The organism is Bacillus pinisoli (genome assembly GCF_023036475.1).
In the GTDB taxonomy this organism is placed as follows: Bacteria; Bacillota; Bacilli; order Bacillales; family SA4; genus Bacillus_BS; species Bacillus_BS pinisoli.
Map to the genome: position 1 here is coordinate 242,834 of NZ_JAJQKI010000003.1, position 19,775 is coordinate 262,608.

General features: G+C 36.9%; 20 protein-coding genes and 2 other annotated features. All 20 genes read right to left on the reverse strand.

Translation table 11 applies throughout. The annotated features are described in order from the left end of the window. Positions 1-54: 54 nt before the first annotated feature. The 20 genes from LT143_RS05810 to LT143_RS05905 all read right to left on the reverse strand — a co-directional run bounded on the left by LT143_RS05810 (position 55) and on the right by LT143_RS05905 (position 19,688). Positions 55-630, reverse strand: a complete 576-nt coding sequence (locus tag LT143_RS05810) for a TVP38/TMEM64 family protein (RefSeq protein ID WP_246941066.1) — start codon at positions 628-630, stop codon at positions 55-57. A 68-nt stretch (positions 631-698) separates the two neighbouring features. Next, a complete protein-coding gene (locus LT143_RS05815; protein ID WP_246941069.1) occupies positions 699-968 on the reverse strand; it encodes a DUF1294 domain-containing protein in 270 nt (89 codons plus the stop codon). 63 nt (positions 969-1,031) lie between these two features. Beyond that, positions 1,032-1,211 (reverse strand): hypothetical protein, encoded by a 180-nt coding sequence (locus LT143_RS05820; protein ID WP_246941072.1) that lies wholly within the window; start codon positions 1,209-1,211, stop codon positions 1,032-1,034. Between the two features lie 336 nt (positions 1,212-1,547). Further along, complete coding sequence (gene rplT, locus LT143_RS05825) at positions 1,548-1,904, reverse strand: 50S ribosomal protein L20 (protein WP_246941075.1); 357 nt, start codon at positions 1,902-1,904, stop codon at positions 1,548-1,550. A 104-nt stretch (positions 1,905-2,008) separates the two neighbouring features. Next, complete coding sequence (gene rpmI / locus LT143_RS05830; RefSeq protein WP_149218201.1) at positions 2,009-2,206, reverse strand: 50S ribosomal protein L35; 198 nt, start codon at positions 2,204-2,206, stop codon at positions 2,009-2,011. 21 nt (positions 2,207-2,227) lie between these two features. Further along, positions 2,228-2,746: a translation initiation factor IF-3 gene (gene infC, locus LT143_RS05835; protein WP_246941532.1), complete on the reverse strand. Its 519-nt coding sequence runs from the start codon at positions 2,744-2,746 to the stop codon at positions 2,228-2,230. An 18-nt stretch (positions 2,747-2,764) separates the two neighbouring features. After that, positions 2,765-2,908, reverse strand: a sequence feature (ribosomal protein L20 leader region). A gap of 57 nt (positions 2,909-2,965) precedes the next feature. Further along, positions 2,966-4,903: a threonine--tRNA ligase gene (thrS, locus tag LT143_RS05840; protein ID WP_246941078.1), complete on the reverse strand. Its 1,938-nt coding sequence runs from the start codon at positions 4,901-4,903 to the stop codon at positions 2,966-2,968. A 296-nt stretch (positions 4,904-5,199) separates the two neighbouring features. Further along, positions 5,200-5,431 (reverse strand) — a binding site (T-box leader). Between the two features lie 121 nt (positions 5,432-5,552). Then, positions 5,553-6,392, reverse strand: a complete 840-nt coding sequence (locus LT143_RS05845) for a putative sporulation protein YtxC (protein WP_246941081.1) — start codon at positions 6,390-6,392, stop codon at positions 5,553-5,555. Between the two features lie 127 nt (positions 6,393-6,519). After that, positions 6,520-7,461, reverse strand: coding sequence for a primosomal protein DnaI (gene dnaI / locus LT143_RS05850; protein ID WP_246941084.1), 942 nt, complete (start codon positions 7,459-7,461; stop codon positions 6,520-6,522). A 14-nt stretch (positions 7,462-7,475) separates the two neighbouring features. Next, the gene (locus tag LT143_RS05855) at positions 7,476-8,876 is read right to left on the reverse strand and encodes a replication initiation and membrane attachment family protein (RefSeq protein ID WP_246941087.1); all 1,401 of its coding nucleotides are present in this window, start codon (positions 8,874-8,876) and stop codon (positions 7,476-7,478) included. 127 nt (positions 8,877-9,003) lie between these two features. Further along, a complete protein-coding gene (gene nrdR, locus LT143_RS05860; RefSeq protein ID WP_246941534.1) occupies positions 9,004-9,462 on the reverse strand; it encodes a transcriptional regulator NrdR in 459 nt (152 codons plus the stop codon). Between the two features lie 107 nt (positions 9,463-9,569). After that, a complete protein-coding gene (locus tag LT143_RS05865) occupies positions 9,570-9,953 on the reverse strand; it encodes a cytosolic protein (protein ID WP_246941090.1) in 384 nt (127 codons plus the stop codon). Between the two features lie 88 nt (positions 9,954-10,041). Next, positions 10,042-10,422 (reverse strand): adenosylmethionine decarboxylase, encoded by a 381-nt coding sequence (speD, locus tag LT143_RS05870; RefSeq protein WP_246941093.1) that lies wholly within the window; start codon positions 10,420-10,422, stop codon positions 10,042-10,044. Positions 10,423-10,800: 378 nt separating this feature from the next. Then, complete coding sequence (locus tag LT143_RS05875) at positions 10,801-11,832, reverse strand: glyceraldehyde-3-phosphate dehydrogenase (RefSeq protein WP_246941095.1); 1,032 nt, start codon at positions 11,830-11,832, stop codon at positions 10,801-10,803. A gap of 218 nt (positions 11,833-12,050) precedes the next feature. Continuing rightward, on the reverse strand, positions 12,051-12,650 hold the full coding sequence (gene coaE, locus LT143_RS05880) for a dephospho-CoA kinase (RefSeq protein ID WP_246941097.1): 600 nt from the start codon (positions 12,648-12,650) through the stop codon (positions 12,051-12,053). Positions 12,651-12,661: 11 nt separating this feature from the next. Further along, the gene (ytaF, locus tag LT143_RS05885) at positions 12,662-13,297 is read right to left on the reverse strand and encodes a sporulation membrane protein YtaF (RefSeq protein ID WP_246941099.1); all 636 of its coding nucleotides are present in this window, start codon (positions 13,295-13,297) and stop codon (positions 12,662-12,664) included. 194 nt (positions 13,298-13,491) lie between these two features. Further along, positions 13,492-14,316, reverse strand: coding sequence for a DNA-formamidopyrimidine glycosylase (gene mutM / locus LT143_RS05890; RefSeq protein WP_246941101.1), 825 nt, complete (start codon positions 14,314-14,316; stop codon positions 13,492-13,494). A gap of 17 nt (positions 14,317-14,333) precedes the next feature. Beyond that, a complete protein-coding gene (gene polA / locus LT143_RS05895) occupies positions 14,334-16,964 on the reverse strand; it encodes a DNA polymerase I (RefSeq protein ID WP_246941104.1) in 2,631 nt (876 codons plus the stop codon). 260 nt (positions 16,965-17,224) lie between these two features. Beyond that, positions 17,225-18,976, reverse strand: a complete 1,752-nt coding sequence (gene pnpS, locus LT143_RS05900; RefSeq protein WP_246941107.1) for a two-component system histidine kinase PnpS — start codon at positions 18,974-18,976, stop codon at positions 17,225-17,227. After that, a complete protein-coding gene (locus LT143_RS05905) occupies positions 18,969-19,688 on the reverse strand; it encodes a response regulator transcription factor (protein WP_246941110.1) in 720 nt (239 codons plus the stop codon). Before LT143_RS05905 ends, pnpS begins: the two co-directional genes overlap by 8 nt. Positions 19,689-19,775 lie beyond the last annotated feature (87 nt).

Genomic DNA, 19,775 nt, shown 5'->3' on the forward strand with positions numbered 1-19,775 from the left:
ATTTAGCATCCTATTTCTACAGGTTAACTCACCTTGGACTTTATGGGGAAAGTATTAGCTAGCTTTCTCTACAAAAAAATCTTTCCATTTAATCTTAATTTGTTTTTCTCGAAACAGATAAAAAAGAAGGGTGAAGAAAAAAAGTGTGAAGACGATTACGGTAGGAGATAAGTTTCGAATCGTTTGTCCAAAGTACGTATAGACAATGGCTACTGGAATATTAGTCAGGAGAGACTGCTTCGTAAAGCTAAAAAAATTTCTTTTTCTTTCCAGCATTATTAACGATAGAAGATGATACTGCATAAAGGGAACACAACGTAGTATTGCAATTTGCCCGACGGTCAAGGTTACGCGATCTCCTAGCCACTTTTCCTTCATTCTCTTAATCTTTGTAAATGTTTTTGGCATTGATTGATAAAAGAAGTAGAACATGATGCAAGAAACCGTTAATCCAATTAGAGAGTAAACAGTACCTAAAATGCTCCCAAAAAGGATTCCCCCTACTATACACAAAACGGTAACAGGTATAAATAAAAACTGCCTAAAACTATGAAATAGTAGAAATACAACTGGAGCCCAGATCCCACTAGATTCTAAAAAAGCAAATAGCATTGTCATCTTCTCATTCATGATGATTCCTCCTGGATGTGATGACCTATGGGCAAACTTCTTTCAAATATATACATTCGTACGAGCAGTTATGACAATTCCTGCAGTAGATACATGTAAAAAATGATATGTAAAATGACGAGTATTGGTACCCCAATTTTAAACGAGCGATGCTTCGTCTTATGGCGAAATCTTTTCATTCCCAACCAAATACCCACAGATCCACCTAAATAAGCTATGATCCATAAAGTACTCTCTGGAATCCTCCACTCTCTTTTTGTTGCTTTTTGCTTATCTTGGTACATCATAATGTAAGAAATGATGTTAATGAACAATATATAACTAATAAGAAATATCATCGTTACAGTTCCCACTTTCTTTAACTATTTGCTATGTAATTCTTAATTTTTTGTGGATAGAATTCAAGTTATGATGCAGTTTACATGTGGAGCGTTGGTGCTTATAGTCACTTTATAGGTTTTTCTTGCGACTTTTGCCTTAATTCTTGCCACTTTATTAGATTTTCTTGCGACCTCTGTCTTGTTTCTTGCCACTTCATTAGATTTTCTTGCGACCATACTTTTTTCTTGCCACTTCAACATGTTTACTTGCGAATTTCCTCTTTTTCTTGCCAAAACTAACTATTTTCTTGCCACTTTGTAAATGGGTCTTTTCGTATAGATTGTTGCTTTCGTAAAAATCTCAGGAAGCCGGATTTTACTCGATAGTACACTGGTCAGTGCTTTAAATAGAGAGAGTTGCTCTTTTCTAACAATGATCACTTCGGTCTTATAGTATTAGTTGGGATGTTTATTATAAAATTAGGTTAAAAAAGCAACAAAGTTTTAGAAAAGAGCCTTGTAAATAAACACCTTCTCTTCAACAATAATAAAAAGTCATTCCCAAAAATGAGAATGACTCTATTTATTAATAATTGCTTATTTTAAGTTTGACTTTGCAACAGCTGCTAATTCAGCAAATGCTTTTTCGTCATGAACAGCTAGGTCAGCAAGCATTTTACGGTTAACTTCAATACCAGCTACCTTTAAGCCATGCATTAAACGGCTGTAAGAAAGACCATTGATACGTGCAGCCGCGTTGATACGTGTAATCCATAATTTACGGAAGTCACGCTTCTTTTGACGACGGTCACGGAATGCATAGTTGAAAGACTTCATTACTTGTTGTTTTGCTACTTTAAATAATGTATGTTTTGAACCATAATAACCTTTTGCTAACTTTAAAACGCGTTTACGACGCTTACGAGTTACTGTACCACCTTTAACTCTTGGCATTTTGTTTCCCTCCTATATATCGATCCTGAAAGTTTTCATTTTTAAATGTTTGCTAGGATTCTTGCTCTGACACGAATGCCCTGAGTGATATCCTTGTTTTTTAATTACTTGCTACCAATCATAAAGCGGATGCGCTTGTAATCTCCGCTGCTTACTAATGCAGCTTTACGAAGCTTACGCTTTTGCTTTTGAGACTTGTTAGAGAATAAGTGACTTGTGTAAGCGTGTGAACGCTTAAGCTTACCAGATCCAGTTTTCTTAAAACGCTTAGCTGAACCTCTATGAGTTTTCATTTTAGGCATAGGGAGTTCCTCCTCAACTTTTTAATTATCGTTTTTTGGTGCTAGTACTAAAAACATGCTTCGGCCGTCCATTTTTGGATGTGATTCCACAGAACTAACTTCCTTACATGCCTCAGAGAAGCGGTCAAGTACGCGTTGTCCAATCTCCTTATGAGTGATTGCACGACCTTTGAAACGAATAGATGCTTTTACTTTGTCACCTTTTTCAAGGAACTTAATTGCATTTCTAAGTTTCGTATTAAAGTCATGCTCGTCAATTGTCGGGCTTAGACGAACTTCCTTGATGTTAATAATTTTTTGGTTCTTACGAGCCTCTTTGTCTTTCTTTTGTTGCTCAAACTTGAACTTACCGTAGTCCATAATACGACATACTGGCGGTTTTGCAGTTGGTGCAACCATAACTAAGTCAAGATTTACATTCTGTGCAATTTCTAGTGCTTCCTGACGAGACTTGATACCAAGTTGGTCACCATTTGCTCCAATCAAACGAACTTCACGTGCACGAATGCCTTCATTAACCATCATGTCCTTGCTAATAATAAGCCACCTCCGATAATAGTCAATAAAAAAGTGTGGGTGTTTTCATAACACCCACACTTAAACGAAATGTATATTACATATACATAAAGAATCTTTTCGTTGTAACCTGTTAACTACGTAATGTGCCAATCAGGTGAGAAGCGGGTGCTTCTACTTAAATAATCGCTTATTTAATTACCTTAACAAATTTACCATGCTTAAATGGAACTGTCAAGCTATTTACTTTTTTATTTCTTCTTGTACTGAAGAAACAAAGTCTGAGAAAGGAACTGTCTCTGACGCTTGGCTTCCGTATCTACGAACGTTTACCGCTTTTTCTTGAATCTCATTATCCCCTACTACTAGCATATACGGGATCTTTTGCATTTGTGCCTCACGGATTTTGTAGCCAATCTTTTCATCACGAGAATCTAATTCCACTCGCATGCCTTCTGCTTGAAGCTTTTCTTGGATTTCTTTTGCATAGTCAAGATGAGCGGAAGGTGAAACTGGGATTACCTGTACTTGGACTGGTGCTAACCAAGTTGGGAAAGCTCCCTTATATTCTTCGATTAAGAAGGCAACAAAACGTTCCATTGTTGAAACCACTCCACGGTGAATAACAACTGGGCGGTGTTGCTTTCCATCTTCACCTACATAAGTTAAATCAAATCGTTCAGGAAGTAAGAAGTCTAACTGAACAGTTGATAATGTCTCATCTTTACCAAGGGCAGTTCGGACTTGAACGTCGAGCTTAGGTCCGTAGAAGGCTGCTTCTCCTTCTGCTTCATAATACTCAAGCTCAAGGTCATCCATTGCTTCTTTCAGCATGCCTTGTGCTTTTTCCCACATCGCATCATCATCAAAATACTTCTCTTTATCTTCTGGGTCACGGTAAGATAGACGGAATGAGTAGTTCTCAAATCCAAAGTCCTTGTACACTGCCTCGATAAGGCGAACTACGCGGATGAACTCTTCCTTAATTTGATCAGGACGAACGAAAATATGTGCATCGTTTAGAGTCATTCCACGAACACGCTGTAATCCTGTTAATGCTCCTGACATTTCATAACGGTGCATTAAACCAAGTTCAGCAATACGAATTGGTAGTTCACGATAACTGTGAATATCATTTTTATACACCATCATATGGTGTGGGCAGTTCATCGGACGTAAGACTAAGTCTTCATTATCCATTGACATGACAGGGAACATGCCATCTTGGTAGTGCTCCCAGTGACCGGAAGTTTTATATAGTTCAACGCTTCCTAGTGCTGGAGTATAAACATGCTCATACCCTAGGCGTAATTCTTTATCTACAATGTAACGCTCAATTATACGACGGATTGTTGCTCCTTTTGGAAGCCATAGTGGAAATCCTTGCCCAACTTTTTGAGAGTTAGTAAATAGATCTAATTCTTTACCTAATTTACGATGATCTCTTTCTTTAGCTTCTTCTAGTAAACGTAGATGCTCAGCTAGCTCTTCTTTCTTAAAGAAGGCAGTTCCATAAATACGTTGAAGCATTTTATTCTTGCTGTCACCGCGCCAGTATGCTCCTGCAACGCTTAACAGCTTAAACTCTTTAATTTTTCCAGTTGCCGGTAAATGGACTCCACGGCAAAGGTCAAAGAATTCACCTTGCTCATAAATAGTTACTGCTTCTCCTTCAGGAATCACTTCTAGTAACTCGAGTTTTAGTTCATCACCAAGCTTTTCATACATTTCTTGTGCTTCCGCGCGGGAAACTTCCTTACGAACAATCTCTAAATTTTCGTTTGAGATTTTTTGCATTTCTTTTTCAATCACCACAAGATCATCATGAGTGATTGGTTGGTCCATATCAATATCATAATAAAATCCACTTTCAATGACTGGACCGATTCCTAGTTTAACATTTGCTTCAGGGTATAAGCGCTTTACAGCCTGTGCTAATAAATGGGCTGTACTATGACGTAAAACGTCTAACGCTTCTTCAGAATCCTGTGTGATAATAGCAATACTTCCATCTTGCTCAATAGGAGTACGTAAATCAATAAGGTTCCCATCTAATTTCCCTGCAATTGCTTTCTTTCTTAAACCAGGACTGATCGATGCCGCGATATCTTCTGTTGTGGTGCCTTTCTGAAACTCCTTAACCGCTCCGTCTGGAAATGTAATCTGTAGCACTTCTGACATCCTTGTTCACTCCTTTAAATTTTTAATTTATATAAACTGATTAGTGGATAGAGTCTAATCAGTTTTTTACTGGTGTTGTTTTGGTAGAAAGGTCTTTTCGTCGATAAATGGGGTTGTTACGTTGATAAATTAAAAATTTCGTTGACAACCCACTGCCGTTCGTTGAAATAAATGAAAATTCGTTGATTTACCAAACTATTTCGTTGATAAAAGACTAACTACCGTAAGTTTTACAATCTGTTTTGTACCGAACTGATCAAGAAACCAAATAAAAACAAAAAAACCCATCCCATATGTAAAGGGACGAGTTTAATATTCGTGGTTCCACCCTTCTTTCCAAAGCAGAATACTCACTTTGGCTTAGAAGTTTCATAACGGTTTTAGCCGTTAGTACATAATAAGAGTAAATTCCGTTCTGTACTAAAGTTTAGAGGTGGTAGAGTAATCTTTCGTGTTAGGAAGGTTTCAGCCATGCCTTCCCTCTCTGGGAACCGTAAAAATCATCCATATCCTCATCATTACTGATTTTATATGAAGTTCGATTATGTAGTATTATATGCAGAAAAAAGTGAGAAATCAAGACCATAATTAAATATTTTTTATTGTTGTCTATTCCTATTATTTTTTGGGTTTCAGATAAATGAGGCCACTAATGCTGGAGTTCACTAAACCGCTTATACGGATGTATGGTGACTCGTTCTTGGAAAATATTAATGACTGTCTGAATCATACCTTGATCTAAATCTTGAACATATAAGTCGATTTGCTTCGGACAAAGTAAAAGTAAAGGTGCAACTAAATCTTGATCTACTTCAAATCCTTTTATGGAAATAAAATCATCTTCTAACTGTTCTAAATGATAGGTAAACGATTTTAGATTTTCATCATAAAATAGGAATCTCTCATTCTCGTAAACGACATGTACCCTCGAGAAAGACGTGATCGTTTTTGTAGCTATGTACTTACGCAAGCTCTCAATAAAATCTTGATAATCTTGTTCTAGCTTATATTCGTCAATAGCGACCTCTATGTAATCTAGTAAACGACTATAGTAATCTTTTAATCTAAATTTTAAAAAGGCTTCAAATGAAAAATAGACATGTTGTGATAAAAACATGGTTAATGCTTGAGTTAAAATTTCTTCCCGGCGATATCCTTCACGGAGCTGAGGATGAAAGCTAGCTTCTTCTTCACCTACAATGGCATACAGCATTTGAATGATTTGCTGCTGTTCAGATTTATCATGAAAAAAGAAAGTTGTTTCTAATAAGTGACGGATAAATTCAGGCTCCTTCACCTTTAAAATGAATTTAGCCAAAGCCGGCACAATGTAGGTTTGAATCGTTAATTCTTCATTTTGATTAATCTTTATGTAAAGGGTATTGTTCTCGGTTATGACTTCCATATCATGACAGGTGGCACCTGTTAGTGATTGAAGAAGTTGCGTCAGTTCAGTCAGGTCTGATGAATTTTCAAATGTAATATGCATATTGGTTGTCCCCCCATTTCGGCACCTGTTTCTATTTATATGAGGGGGAACGAAAAAAATGATAATTGTGTAAAAGAAAGGTTATTTGGCAGCAAAGAACAAAAAAAAGAAGGGGTTGCCCCCCTCTCTATCCTCGACGATTTACATCAATTAATTCGATTTCACTAGCTAAGAACCGAATGCGTTCCATGATTCTTTGTGCTTTTATACCTTCTTCTTCACCTTTTTGAGAATACGTATAATGTCTTAGAAGTTCTTTCATACTTAGATTGGAGGAGAAGAACGTAGGTAGTCTTTCCATCATGCGGTGCTGCAAGATTGGCCCTAATATTTCATCTCTCATCCAGCTCGTCATTGATTCTGCGCCAATATCATCGAGCATTAGAACCGGTGTTCTTTTAGCTGCGTCTAGCTTTTTATTAAAGAGGTCATCACTTCCCATAACACCCTTAAGCTCTCTAATAAATTCAGGGAAATAAACAATCATTGATTCCGTATTTTTTATAGCAGCTAATTCATTGGCAATCGCACAGAGAATAAAAGTTTTACCTACTCCAAAACCGCCACTTATATATAGGCCCTTTACTTGCTGCTTTTCCTCATAGCTTTCAATAAACTCCCATACTAACTGTTTGATTCGAAAACGGTTTGCATCGTCTTCATATATGTCGTGGATGGAAGCCTTCAATAAATCAGATGGAATATAAACTGATTTTATTTTATTTTGCATTTCCTTCTGCATGTCATGCTGTACCTTTGATGGGCATTTTGAATATTCGAGTTCGATGGTCTGCTTATTTTTCAAATATAGTTGCGGGTGATATCCTTTAATTATGTTCTTACATTCACCCAAACTTGGACAGTCCTGACACTCTTTGCTAGCCGTACTGTACTCATACAGCTTTAACATGCCACTGTCAAAAATTTTCTTATTTAGAAACGGTCGATTTTTCTCCAAAAAATCTTTAACGTACGGATCGCCTAATACAGCCTCTTTAAAACGCTCATACTCACTTTCAAAACGACTTTTATTAGAAATATTATTTAGGGTATCTTTTATTGACTTCAAATTGTCTTCCCCCCTTACTTAGGTGTTTCTTTATTTTTATACTTTTGAATCCGGTCATTAAGCTTTTTTCGTTCTAACTCTAAATCAGTTGGATTGTTTGTTTCCTGTTTTCTTTTTTCTACATATTCAGGATCTGTCATCCATTCAGGTAGTATTTCTTTTCTGATTGGCTTACGTAGACCGACATTTGGATTTTGCTTTGTTTTTTGTTCCTTTTCCTTATATTCTGCTACATCCTTTTCAAAATCAGCTATTTGATCTAACGCTTCTTTAACTGTTTTTATTTTTTGTCTTGCCCAATTGCTTGCCGTATTTTCTATATATTTTTTATTTAGGTTCATTTTCTTCTTATTGACAACATAATCAAGAAGCACATTTACAACACCTGGCATGATTTGTTGATTGATCATAATGCTTTCAACAATAGCGAGATCCGTACTGGTCGGGAGTGCTCCTCCTGCAAGTTCAATGAGAAAATCCTTAGGAGACGTGGTTTCGAAATGTCTAATTCTTTTCTCTTCTTCACTTCTCGGTTCTAAATATCTCATTGTCTGAAGTGTTAAAGGCTGAATCTTTTCAGACAGTTTTGGCATTCGTCCAAAATTCTCTATCTCATAATAAGTTTTCGCTCTCTCTGAAAGTACATCTATATCAAGTTCATCTTCATCACCAAATGTTGCATCCGTCACTACTTTTTGCATATCCAGTGGCGTAAGCCCGTAAATATAAGCAAGTAATTTCACTCGCTGAATGACTTGGTCTGTAATCAACTTCCTTGGAACAAAGTTTTCAGAAAGGCCGTAAATAAATAACTCCACGTCAAAGTCAATATTCCCAACCTTTACTTCTGATGTTCCCTCTCTTTCGATAAAAGGTTCACGGCTTTCGTTAGGTGAAAAATCATCATGCTCTGTTGTCTGATAAACATCTGAAAAGGTTTGAGAGATGTCTCTGAACTCCTGTTTATTTATATCTTTTGTCATAAACAGGTTCTTTATTTTATCAAATCTGTGTTCTCCAATTTCTCGCTTTAAGAGAACACCATAAGGAAAATCAGTTCCAAAGAACATAGATGGAGATAAAGGTGACCTTAGTTCGTATATAAAATTTTTAACTTCAGTGGTTTCCTGAACATACGTTTTTAAAAGCCCAATTCCTTCTAGCTTTTTTCTGGCAACTAGAATTTGATCTAGGTTTGTTCGTAATGACTCCATCAGTTGTTTATGAGTAGATGGTGAGCCCCAATACTTATAGACCTCGAGCTCTCCCCATAGCAACATGTATAAGGAAAAGCTAAGAGGACCAATCAATGGTTGATATAGTAACGTAAGAATCCTACGGTCAAATTCATGAAGTGCCGCGTCCGTTTTTACCAAGTATTGATCTTTTGGTAGTACTTCTTTCCAAGATTGCATGTACATCCTCTTTCTATTTAGCTCATTTTCGTTTCGTAACGGTTGTTCTATCCTTTAAGACAGCCTTATAAAAAGCCTTTATATAAGAAAAAAAGAGCTCATAGCATATAGTGCCCAAGCTCGATTGTTAATTTCTAGTTTTTAAGAGATCCTTTAATTCATCAATAAAGACGTTTATATCCTTAAACTGTCTATACACTGATGCAAAACGCACGTATGCCACGTCATCAATTTTGGCTAGCCGATCCATTACCATTTCTCCAACCATATCACTCTTTATTTCCGAAGTCCCTTGATTTCTTAGCTCTACTTCAACTTCGTGAGTAATATCTTCTAATTTTTGTAAGGGTACCGGACGTTTCTCACAAGCTTTAATGAGCCCACGAAGGATTTTCTCACGACTGAATTCCTCACGTGTACCTTCTTTTTTTACAACGATCAGCGGCATTTCCTCAACCTTTTCGAAAGTGGTGAATCGATATTGGCATTCTTCGCATTCACGGCGTCTTCTAATTGATTTTCCATCATCTACTGGCCGCGAATCAAGGACTCTGGTTCCATTATGCTGACAGCTAGGACATTTCATCATATCAACTCCAAAGCTTCTTAGTGATCCGTCAAAAATCATGATCATTCGTTATCTTAATCTTATATAAAACTTCAAAATTAGACAAGTAAAAACGGAAGATTAATCTATGCCTTCCCATTACCAAATCTAACAAGTTTTTGGTCAAGGTTCTGATATAATCTGATTACAACGTTTCGACTATACCCTAGGTTGAATAATCCCTCATAAGATACAGAGAAATCTATGGCAGTTTCAATTGGTCTAACTGAAATGACTGAGATGACGACAAAGGCTTTTTGAGGAGATGTAATCTGCAGGCTCAGTTCGCCACGGTCGTGGGATATTGAAGTAACCGTATGACCAGGTAATTCCGTAATGACCTCTTCTATCGCTTTCATTGCATTTGCTTTTGAAGTTTTATAATAGTGCGTTTTTAAAAATGGATCCACATGATGATCACTTGTTTCGCAATACTTCGAAAAATATTGCTTTACCGTTTGAAAGCCCATATATTTCACCTCTTATTATGTAAGTTATTTTGTACGTGTAGGTAGTAAAAAAAGAGGTGTTATTTACACCTCTTTTACGCTCGTTTTCTTATAGTGCTTTAACCTTTGCTTGCTTCACTTGAACAGGACCCATACCACGTGGAATCTCAATATTTTCACGAGTTTGTGCACCAAGTGCCTCAGCTATATAGTCAGCCGCAATGTTAGGATCTAAATGACCACAAGTATATACATCAATACTTGCATAGCCATGCTCTGGGAAGCTGTGAATCGTTAAGTGTGATTCAGAAATAATAACTACACCACTTACTCCTTGTGGAGCAAATTTGTGGAATGCTACCTCACGAACTTCAGCACCAGACTTTAATGCTGCATTTACAAATGTTTCCTCAATATAATTCATGTCGTTCAATTTTTCGAAGTCGCAACCCCATAATTCGGAGATTACGTGTCTACCCATTGTATCCAATTTTGTTTCCCCCTTTAGAAATTTTAGGTGTACATGAATTCTTTCGCATATGGTATGCCTAACTACCACGGGGGAAAGTTAGTCCTAAGAGGTCCTAACCCTTTAAGTAGCCACATCACCGAAGCAATAGTTAAGAAGTTCACGAAAAATAGTATACTTTGTTTAAATCATTTTTGCAACCTATGAATTACTATTTTTTTCATCAATTGAATAAATAGGTCCTTACATACTCTTTCCTTACTTGTATTCAATATTCATGATTAGCGGATAAAAAGCCTGTCCATCGATGTTTTCTAAGATAAGTTAAGGCTCTATTAAACGCGTTGCTGATTTTCCGGACGAAAAAAAACACCTGAAATAATCAGGTGTCAAAATTTTTTAACAAGCCGATACTTCTTTAAGCTTTTGTAATTGACTAGAAACTAATGCCGTTAACTCCACAACTCTTGTTGAGTAACCCCATTCATTATCATACCATGCTAACACCTTAACTTTTCTATTCCCCATTACCATTGTCGATAAACCATCAACTATAGCCGAATGTGGATTCGTGTTAAAGTCAATTGATACTAAAGGATCCATTGTAACATCTAAGATTCCTCTTAAAGACCCCTTAGATGCTGTCATGAAGGCTTCATTAATTTCATCTATCGTTACATCACGTTTTAAGTCCACAACTAAGTCAACCAAGGAAACATTAGGTGTTGGAACACGAAGTGCCATACCATGAAGTTTCCCTTGAAGACTTGGAAGAACTTTTGCTAAAGCTTTTGCAGCTCCAGTTGTCGTTGGAATAATAGATTGCCCACATGCTCTAGCACGTCTTAGATCCTTATGTGGATTATCTATATTTTTTTGATCATTTGTATAGGAGTGAACAGTTGTCATTAAGCCATTTTCTATTCCAAATTGCTCATCTAAAACCTTAGCAACTGGTGCTAAACAATTTGTCGTACAAGAAGCGTTAGAGATGACATAATGTTGTTCTAAATTTAGCTCGCTATCGTTTACACCCATAACAATTGTAACATCTTCTTCTTTGCCTGGTGCAGTTAAGACAACACGCTTAGCTCCTGCTTCAACATGCAGCATCGCTTTTTCTTTGGAGTTAAACTTACCTGTAGCTTCTATAACAATATCAATATTTAGCTCTTTCCAAGGTAATTCTAATGGATCTCTTGAACTTAACAACTTGATTTTGTGTCCGTTTACAATTAAGGCGCCTTCTACCGCAATGACATCTCCATCGAATTTGCCATGAATCGTGTCATACTTAATTAAATGAGCTAATGTTTCTGCTGGATAGCTTGCGTTAATGGCAACAATCTCTAATTTGTCCTCTTGGATTGCCTGTCTGAAAACCATTCTTCCAATACGGCCAAACCCGTTGATTGCTATTCTTCCTCTCATGTCTGTTTCTCCTCCATATATGTTATACTTTTTATTAGTTATCTTACAATTAGTATAACATAAAGATTCGCATATGTGATTATATTTTTTATTCTTTCTTAAAAAAATTGTATATTTTTTAATTAAGCTATACTAAGTACTTATTTGTATGTAATTTATATACTAAACATGCAAAGATATGAATACAAAAATAAGAAAAAGCCTACCGTTTGGTAAGCTTATATAAGATTCCATATCGTTAGAATGTGCTCTAATTGTTTTTTGGTTTTATCTATTGTTCCATTATTATCAATAACCTGATCAGCAAGTTCCTTTTTCTTGATGAGGGGCATTTGAGAGTTAATCCTCGCCTCTGCCTCTTCGACTGAAAATTGATTTCTTTCCATTAAGCGTTTTAACTGCGTCGAAGAATCAACGAAAACGACAATTGTTTTTTCAACCATATAGGTAAGCTTACTCTCAAACAATAAAGGAATATCTAATACTACTGCGTTGGCACCTGCTTGAAGAAATTGTTCCTTCTGGTCCATCATTTCTTTTCGGACGGCTGGATGAACAATTTCGTTAAGTCGCTTACGTTGTTCTTCATTATTAAAAACAATAGATCCTAATGTCACCCGGTCAATACTACCATCCTCAAGGAGTACTGATTCACCGAAAGTCTCAACAATTTCTTTATAAGCTGGTCTGCCTATTTGTACAACTTCTCTTGCAATTAGGTCCGCGTCAACGATTGGGATACCGTATTCCCGAATCATGTTGGCCACTGTACTTTTTCCACTAGCTATTCCACCTGTTAATCCGATAATGATCCCCATAATTCCTCCAACTATAGTTTCCAGATCCCAATCATAATAAGTAAAAGTCCTGGTAGAAAAGAGAATTTCTGCACCCATTTACTATGAGATAGCAGTTGTCCGCTCTTAATTCCAATATATAAAAACACAGAACTCATGATAGCGACAGCAGCTGCCATCATGTAAGGAGAATACCCAAGCAAGGCAGCTCCTATTCCAGCACCAAAAGCATCAAGAGACAAAGCAGCGCCTAACAAGAAAGCCTCTATTCCCGTGATAGCACCCGAGCGGTCAATGTCTGCTTCCATCGGCTTTCTTAGTATGTGAATCACAATTCCAAGAGACTTAATTTCTAGCTTCATAAGCATCTTTTGACTCTTCAGTTCATCCTGCTCCTTTTCTGGTCTGAAAAATTGATATAAAACCCATGCGCCTATTCCAACTAACACAATTCCCCCAACTCTCTCAGCCCAGTCAGGTGATAACACTGCTGCAATTAAGCTACCGACTCCCATTGCAAGCATTAAGGTTAGCGCTGAACAAAGTGCAATGATGAAGATTGAGCGTAATGGAATTTTCATTTTTCTAAGACCATAAGTAAAACCAACACTGAAGCTATCAAGGCTAACTGCAAATGCTAGCATTATGAGTGAAAGATATTGAAACATGGTTTAAAGCTCCTTCCATTTTTGCTACGTTATTATATGGAAAGAGCCCATCCAGTGTTAAATATATCTCGTTATGTTTTTTTTATATGGTTGTTTTCGTATAGATTGTTGCTTTCGTAACAAATCCAAAAAGCCTGATTTTTACACAATCGTTCAGTGGTCAGTGGTCAGTGCTTTAGAAATTTCCACTTCAGCTATTTTTGACACTTTGGACAAATATGTGTCCCCCTACCTCCAACAACATATTTTTCTATAGGAGTATCACATTTCTTACAAAGTTCACCTTTTCGTCCATAAACATAAAGCTCAAGCTGAAACATACCAATTTCCCCTTGCGTATTTACATAGGAGCGAATGGTACTTCCCCCCTTGTCCACTGCTTCCTGCAATGTATCCACAATCTCTTTATGCAACTTAGTGACTTCTCTTGAAGTTAGTGAACTGGCCGTTCGTTCAGGATGAATTCCTGCCCGAAATAAGGCTTCATCTACATATATGTTACCTAGACCAACCACTAATTCTTGATCTAATAAGGCTACCTTTATTTTTCGATTTGTTTTTTGGAGGCGTTCCTTTAAAAACTTCACAGTAAAGTCAGGTGAGAATGGTTCAGGGCCAAGCTTAGCTAATGGTTCCTTTTGTAATTCATCGCCGGCCTTGAATAAGTGCATAGTTCCAAATTTCCTGACATCCTTATACCTGAGCTGTGTTCCATCTGTGAACGTAAACAAAACATGAGTATGTTGATCATATGGCTCATTGATCTCATAAAGCCCATATCGACCTTCCATTCTTAAATGAGAAACAAGGACATAGTCATCTAGTAAAAACTTTATAAATTTACCTCTTCTCCCTACATCATGAATGGTCTGTCCGATTAAGGCATCTGTAAACTGTTCTACTTGTTCAGGATGCTTTACCATTTTTGGCCAGAAGACATGTACTTCCTTGAAGGTCTTCCCTTGAACAAGCTTTAATAATGTTCGCCTTACTGTCTCCACCTCTGGTAATTCAGGCATCTCGTCACTTCCTTATTCTATTTTGCGTCATACCAGGTCGGTCCATATGCATAATCAACTTTTAAAGGTACTTTTAGTTCTAAGGCATGCTCCATCACTCTTGGAACTAATTCTTTTAATTTCTCAATTTCTTCTTCAGGTGCCTCTACAATCAATTCATCATGTACCTGAAGGAGAAGTCTTGCTTGGAGCCCTTCTTCTTTTAGTGCATCTGCTAGATCAATCATAGCTTTTTTTATGATGTCTGCTGCACTTCCCTGAATCGGTGTATTCATCGCTGTTCGTTCCGCAAAACTACGTAAATTAAAGTTCCTGCTTGTTATATCAGGAATATAGCGTCTTCTTTGCATTAATGTACTAACAAAGCCGTTTTGTTTTGCTTCGTGCACGATGTCGCTCATATATTCCTGAACCCCTGGGAAACTTTCTAAATATTTCTCAATGAACGCTCCCGCTTCTTTTCGGGTAATACCAAGACCTTGTGATAACCCATAATCACTAATTCCATAGACAATTCCAAAGTTAACAGCCTTTGCCTGTCTTCTCATGTCAGAGGTGACTTCACCGGCCTCTACGTTAAACACATCCATAGCTGTCTTCGTATGAATATCCATATCATTTTGGAAAGCATCAATAAGCTTCTCATCACCTGCAATATGAGCTAGAACACGCAACTCAATTTGTGAGTAATCCGCAGCGAACACGATCCATCCCTCTTCAGAAGGGACAAAAGCCTGCCTTATTTTTCGCCCTTCTTCTAAACGAATAGGTATATTCTGTAGATTAGGGTCTGTTGAACTCAGTCTACCTGTTTGAGTAAGAGCCTGATTAAATCTTGTATGAACCTTTTTCGTTTCCTTATTAATTACTTTTAAAAGACCTTCTAAATAAGTAGAATTTAATTTACCAAGCTGGCGATAAGTTAAGATTGCTGGAATAATGGCATGTTCGCTTTCTAGTTTCTCTAGGACATCTGCTGAAGTCGAATAGCCAGTCTTAGTTTTCTTAATAGCTGGTAAATTTAACTTTTCAAATAAGATAACACCAAGCTGTTTAGGTGAGTTAATGTTAAAGGATTCTCCAGCTAATTCATAAATTTCTTTTTCTAGCTCTTCTAATCGCTTAGAAAGTTCCTGCTGCATATCCTTCAGTCTTTGCTCATCGACTTTTACACCTGTATATTCCATCTCAGCTAAAATAAAAGCTAACGGAAGCTCAAGCTCTTGGTATAACTCTAATTGCTGATTTTGCTGTAATTCTTTCTCAAATTGTTCGCGAAGATTATGTAAGGCTTCAGCTTTTCTAATTAGATGTTCACTTAATCGTTCATCGGAAGGGACACTTCTTTTCGCACCTTTTCCGTAAACAGCCTCATCTGTTTGGACATCGTAATAGCCCTTATTTCTTGCAATCGTAGCTAAATCATCTGTTGCTTCAGATGAATTTAATATATATGAAGCAATTAGTAAATCAAACTCAATTCCTTTTAACTCAACATCTTTACACTTAAGGGCAACCATTGCTTTTTTTGCATCATAAACTGTTTTCTTCGCAGATTCGTCTTTTGCCCACTCTTTGAATTCAGAAGAAGAAAGCGCAACCTCAGTTGGTACAAAATAACGACCGTTTTCATTCACAATCGCAATTCCTTGAATATCCGCCTGATGATAATGATCGTCCATCACTTCTACTAGTAGCGTAGCTTCTGTAGTTAACATTTCTTTATGTATTTGGTCCACTGTTTCGTAGGATAAGTCCTTCATTTCTACAACTTCATCTACTTGGGATATATTCATTTTGTCTAATAATGACTGGAATTTCAGCTCTTTAAATAAGGAAACGACCGCCTGTTCATCGAAACCTTCATAATGAATGTCTTCAATACTTACTTCAATAGGTGCCTCACGGTAAATGGTTGCTAACTCTTTACTCATAAAAGCACTTTCTTTATTTTCTTCCAGTTTTTCTTTTAACTTTTTCCCACTAACTTCATCGAGGTGTTCATATAGATTTTCAATCGTATTGAACTCCTTCAGTAATTTAATCGCCGTTTTCTCGCCTACTCCAGGCACTCCAGGAATATTATCGGAAGTATCACCCATTAGACCTTTCATATCAATTACTTGATCGGATGAGATACCTAACTTTTCATGTAAGAAGGCGGGAGTATAAGAATCTACTTCAGTAATACCTTTACGAGTAATATCCACAGTCGTCTTATCAGAAACTAGTTGAAGTAAATCCTTGTCTCCTGTAATTACCTTGATTTTTGCATCATTCGTTTCAGCCAGCTTTGATAGAGTTCCAATAATATCATCCGCCTCATAGTTGACAAGCTCATAACGTTTAATTTTATAGGCATCCAAAAGCTCGCGAATAAATGGCATCTGTTCTGAAAGTTCGGGTGGAGTTTTCTGTCTTCCCCCTTTATACTCCTGAAAAGTAGAATGCCTAAAGGTCGTCTTACCTGCGTCAAATGCAACAAGAATATGACTTGGTTTTTCTTCCTCAAGGATCCTCATTAAGATCATCGTAAAACCATATACAGCGTTTGTATGGATTCCCTTATCATTGCTTAATAATGGTAAGGCAAAGAATGCACGGTAAGCTAAACTATTTCCATCTATCAAAACAATCTTTTCACTCATCAAATTTCCTCCTTCTAACCTATTGTAATCATCCCATTTATTATCTACTAACGTTTCATAGTTTTATTTTATCATGAGTTGAAAACGAAAGGAAAATTGCCTACTTATATTGTTAGAAAGCATTGCAAAAAAAATAGGCAAGAGCATCAACGCTCTTGCCTTTCCACAAATCTGGATGAAGGGGTCTTCTACCTAATAATAGAAGACATATGTTAAGAGAGAATATACGTATTGTTAAGCAATTGTAAATTTTTCTCTATTTACGATTTTCTATTAAATTTCACTGTAAAAGTAGACCCTTCCCCCTGCTTACTCGTGACTAGAATAGAACCGTGATGAGCCTCTACTAAGTGCTTCACGATGGCAAGACCAAGTCCTGTTCCTCCGGAATTACGGGTCCTAGCTTTATCTACACGGTAAAAACGTTCAAAGATTCGAGGCAATTCATCCTCTGAAATCCCAACGCCCGTATCTGAAACCAGTATAGAAATCTCGTTCTCTCTTTCTTCGATGGTGATGCTTACCTTACCATGGGTCGTATAAGCAATCGCATTATTAATTAAATTAATAAAAACTTGTTTAACTCGGTATAAGTCTCCCTTTATATAGACAGGATGCTTTACATCAAACTCGAGATTAATCCCTTTGTCGACAGCTTTGGCTGTTAGCATCACAATGACTTCCTCAAGGACTTCCGTAACGTTTACCTGCTGCCAATTAATAGAGAAACCAGCTTGCTCCATTTTCGATAAATCTAAGAGATCTTGAATTAAACTTTGCAGTCGATCACTTTCCTTTAGAATAATGCTTAGGAAATTCTCTAAAATCTGCTCATCCTTCATGGCACCATCCAGTAGAGTTTCCGAGAATCCCTTTATTGAAGTAATCGGCGTTTTAAGTTCATGCGAAACATTTACGACGAAATCTTTACGTACTTGCTCTAGCTTTTTTATTTCAGAGATATCATGGAAAACAAGAACAATTCCTTTCCATTCATCGTTCATCCCAATGATAGGAGCACCATAGACTTCAAAATGTTTCTTTTCTTTCTCCAATGATAGTAGCATTTGCCTTCGTACTTTCACTTCAGTCATAAAGATTTCTTCTACTAATGAAATGATTTCTTTATGCTTAATGGCCTCGTAATAAAGGCTATATAAAAAATCGACCGGATTTACTTGAAATATCTCTTTATAGGAGCGATTAATTAGGTTGATATACCCTCTTCCATCAATAAGAATTAAACCACTACCCATATTCTCGATTAGTGTCGTTAATCGATCCTGCTGCATTTCTTGAGCTTGAACCATATCCTGCAGATTTCGTGCGAGCACATTTATAGACTGACTTAACATTCCTGTTTCATCCAAGTTTTCTTCAAATGTTCTCGCTTTATAATTCCCTTTGGCTAGTTCTATCGCCACTTTTGTAGCAGCTTCAATTGGACGTATATAGTGTTTCGTTATGCGAATGCCAATTATATAGATGACGATAAAAGCCAAGCCAAGACTACTTACTAGTAAGCCCCAAATCTGCTGATTGGTCTTTTTTAAAGAGTCAACAGGAACACTCAGTATTAAATAGCCTTCTTCTAAGTTTTGATCTTGAATCGGAACTACATAATAAAGTTGTTCTTTTTCCTCATCGATTATATGAAAGGCTTTATTGTTATTGTCCTTTATGATGGATTTATAATTCTTCTTTATTTGTTCTGAGATTAATGATGGAGAAGTTTTAGAGTCAGATAAAATATCTCTATTTGTATCCAATATAGTAATACGGGCATCTAGAGCCTCTCCGATCTTCTTGATCTGATCCTGTGAAGACTTACTTTTAATCCCGTTTTCTTCAAAAAGCATCGTCACTAACGTGGCTTCTTTCTCTAGCCTTTGTATAAACGTATTGGTATAAAAGCTTTTAAAAATTTGCCCAAGGATAATTCCTAATCCGAGCAGGACTATCAGAATAAGGCTGATAAACCCAAAGATTAATCTTGAACGGAATTTATTCATCCCGTTTAGGCTCCTCAAGCTTATAACCTAGTCCCCTAATTGTTTTTATGTAAATTGGCTTTTTCGTATCAACCTCAATCTTCTCTCGCAAATGACTAATATGAACGTCTACAATTCGAGTATCCCCTGCAAAGTCATAATTCCAAACAGCACTCAATAATTGATCCCTAGTTAAAACTCGACCTTTATGGCGTGCTAGATAAACGAGTAACTCAAATTCTTTTGGTGTTAGCTCTAATTGAGTATCTCGAAAATACGCTTCGTATCGCTCAGGAAAGACAGTCAATTCTGCTACTACCATCTTATCTCCAACTTCTCGCTCGACTGCCTCCGATTCCTGCAAGGTTTGAGTCCTTCTCAAAATAGCCTTAACCCTCGCAACTACCTCTCTAGGACTGAACGGCTTAGTCATATAGTCATCTGCTCCAAGTTCAAGACCCAATACTTTATCAAATTCGTCATCCTTAGCTGTTAGCATTAAAATAGGCGTCATCATCCGTTCTTGACGAAGTTGTTTACACACTTCAATTCCGTCCATTTTAGGAAGCATTAAATCAAGCACCATAATATCTGGTTGCTCTTCCTTCGCCAAGTTCATTCCTGCTTCTCCGTCAGCGGCTGTAATAACGTCAAAACCGGCCTGTTGTAAATTGTATTGCAGTAATGTAACAATTGATTGTTCATCATCCACTACAAGTACCTTTTTGTTCATCACTCACACAACCCTTATCCTTTATTCCCCTTCAACCACGTCTCTATATCTACTCTCATCTTACTATGAAAATGTTAGGACAAAAAG

Excerpts from the sequence above, each read along its gene's own strand:
- LT143_RS05810 (WP_246941066.1), bottom strand. The coding sequence starts at position 630 with ATGAATGAGAAGATGACAATGCTATTTGCTTTTTTAGAATCTAGTGGG.
- LT143_RS05815 (WP_246941069.1), bottom strand. The coding sequence starts at position 968 with ATGATATTTCTTATTAGTTATATATTGTTCATTAACATCATTTCTTAC.
- LT143_RS05820 (WP_246941072.1), bottom strand. The coding sequence starts at position 1,211 with ATGTTGAAGTGGCAAGAAAAAAGTATGGTCGCAAGAAAATCTAATGAA.
- rplT (WP_246941075.1), bottom strand. The coding sequence starts at position 1,904 with ATGCCAAGAGTTAAAGGTGGTACAGTAACTCGTAAGCGTCGTAAACGC.
- rpmI (WP_149218201.1), bottom strand. The coding sequence starts at position 2,206 with ATGCCTAAAATGAAAACTCATAGAGGTTCAGCTAAGCGTTTTAAGAAA.
- thrS (WP_246941078.1), bottom strand. The coding sequence starts at position 4,903 with ATGTCAGAAGTGCTACAGATTACATTTCCAGACGGAGCGGTTAAGGAG.
- LT143_RS05845 (WP_246941081.1), bottom strand. The coding sequence starts at position 6,392 with ATGCATATTACATTTGAAAATTCATCAGACCTGACTGAACTGACGCAA.
- LT143_RS05855 (WP_246941087.1), bottom strand. The coding sequence starts at position 8,876 with ATGCAATCTTGGAAAGAAGTACTACCAAAAGATCAATACTTGGTAAAA.
- nrdR (WP_246941534.1), bottom strand. The coding sequence starts at position 9,462 with ATGAAATGTCCTAGCTGTCAGCATAATGGAACCAGAGTCCTTGATTCG.
- LT143_RS05865 (WP_246941090.1), bottom strand. The coding sequence starts at position 9,953 with ATGGGCTTTCAAACGGTAAAGCAATATTTTTCGAAGTATTGCGAAACA.
- LT143_RS05875 (WP_246941095.1), bottom strand. The coding sequence starts at position 11,832 with ATGAGAGGAAGAATAGCAATCAACGGGTTTGGCCGTATTGGAAGAATG.
- coaE (WP_246941097.1), bottom strand. The coding sequence starts at position 12,650 with ATGGGGATCATTATCGGATTAACAGGTGGAATAGCTAGTGGAAAAAGT.
- ytaF (WP_246941099.1), bottom strand. The coding sequence starts at position 13,297 with ATGTTTCAATATCTTTCACTCATAATGCTAGCATTTGCAGTTAGCCTT.
- mutM (WP_246941101.1), bottom strand. The coding sequence starts at position 14,316 with ATGCCTGAATTACCAGAGGTGGAGACAGTAAGGCGAACATTATTAAAG.
- polA (WP_246941104.1), bottom strand. The coding sequence starts at position 16,964 with ATGAGTGAAAAGATTGTTTTGATAGATGGAAATAGTTTAGCTTACCGT.
- pnpS (WP_246941107.1), bottom strand. The coding sequence starts at position 18,976 with ATGAATAAATTCCGTTCAAGATTAATCTTTGGGTTTATCAGCCTTATT.
- LT143_RS05905 (WP_246941110.1), bottom strand. The coding sequence starts at position 19,688 with ATGAACAAAAAGGTACTTGTAGTGGATGATGAACAATCAATTGTTACA.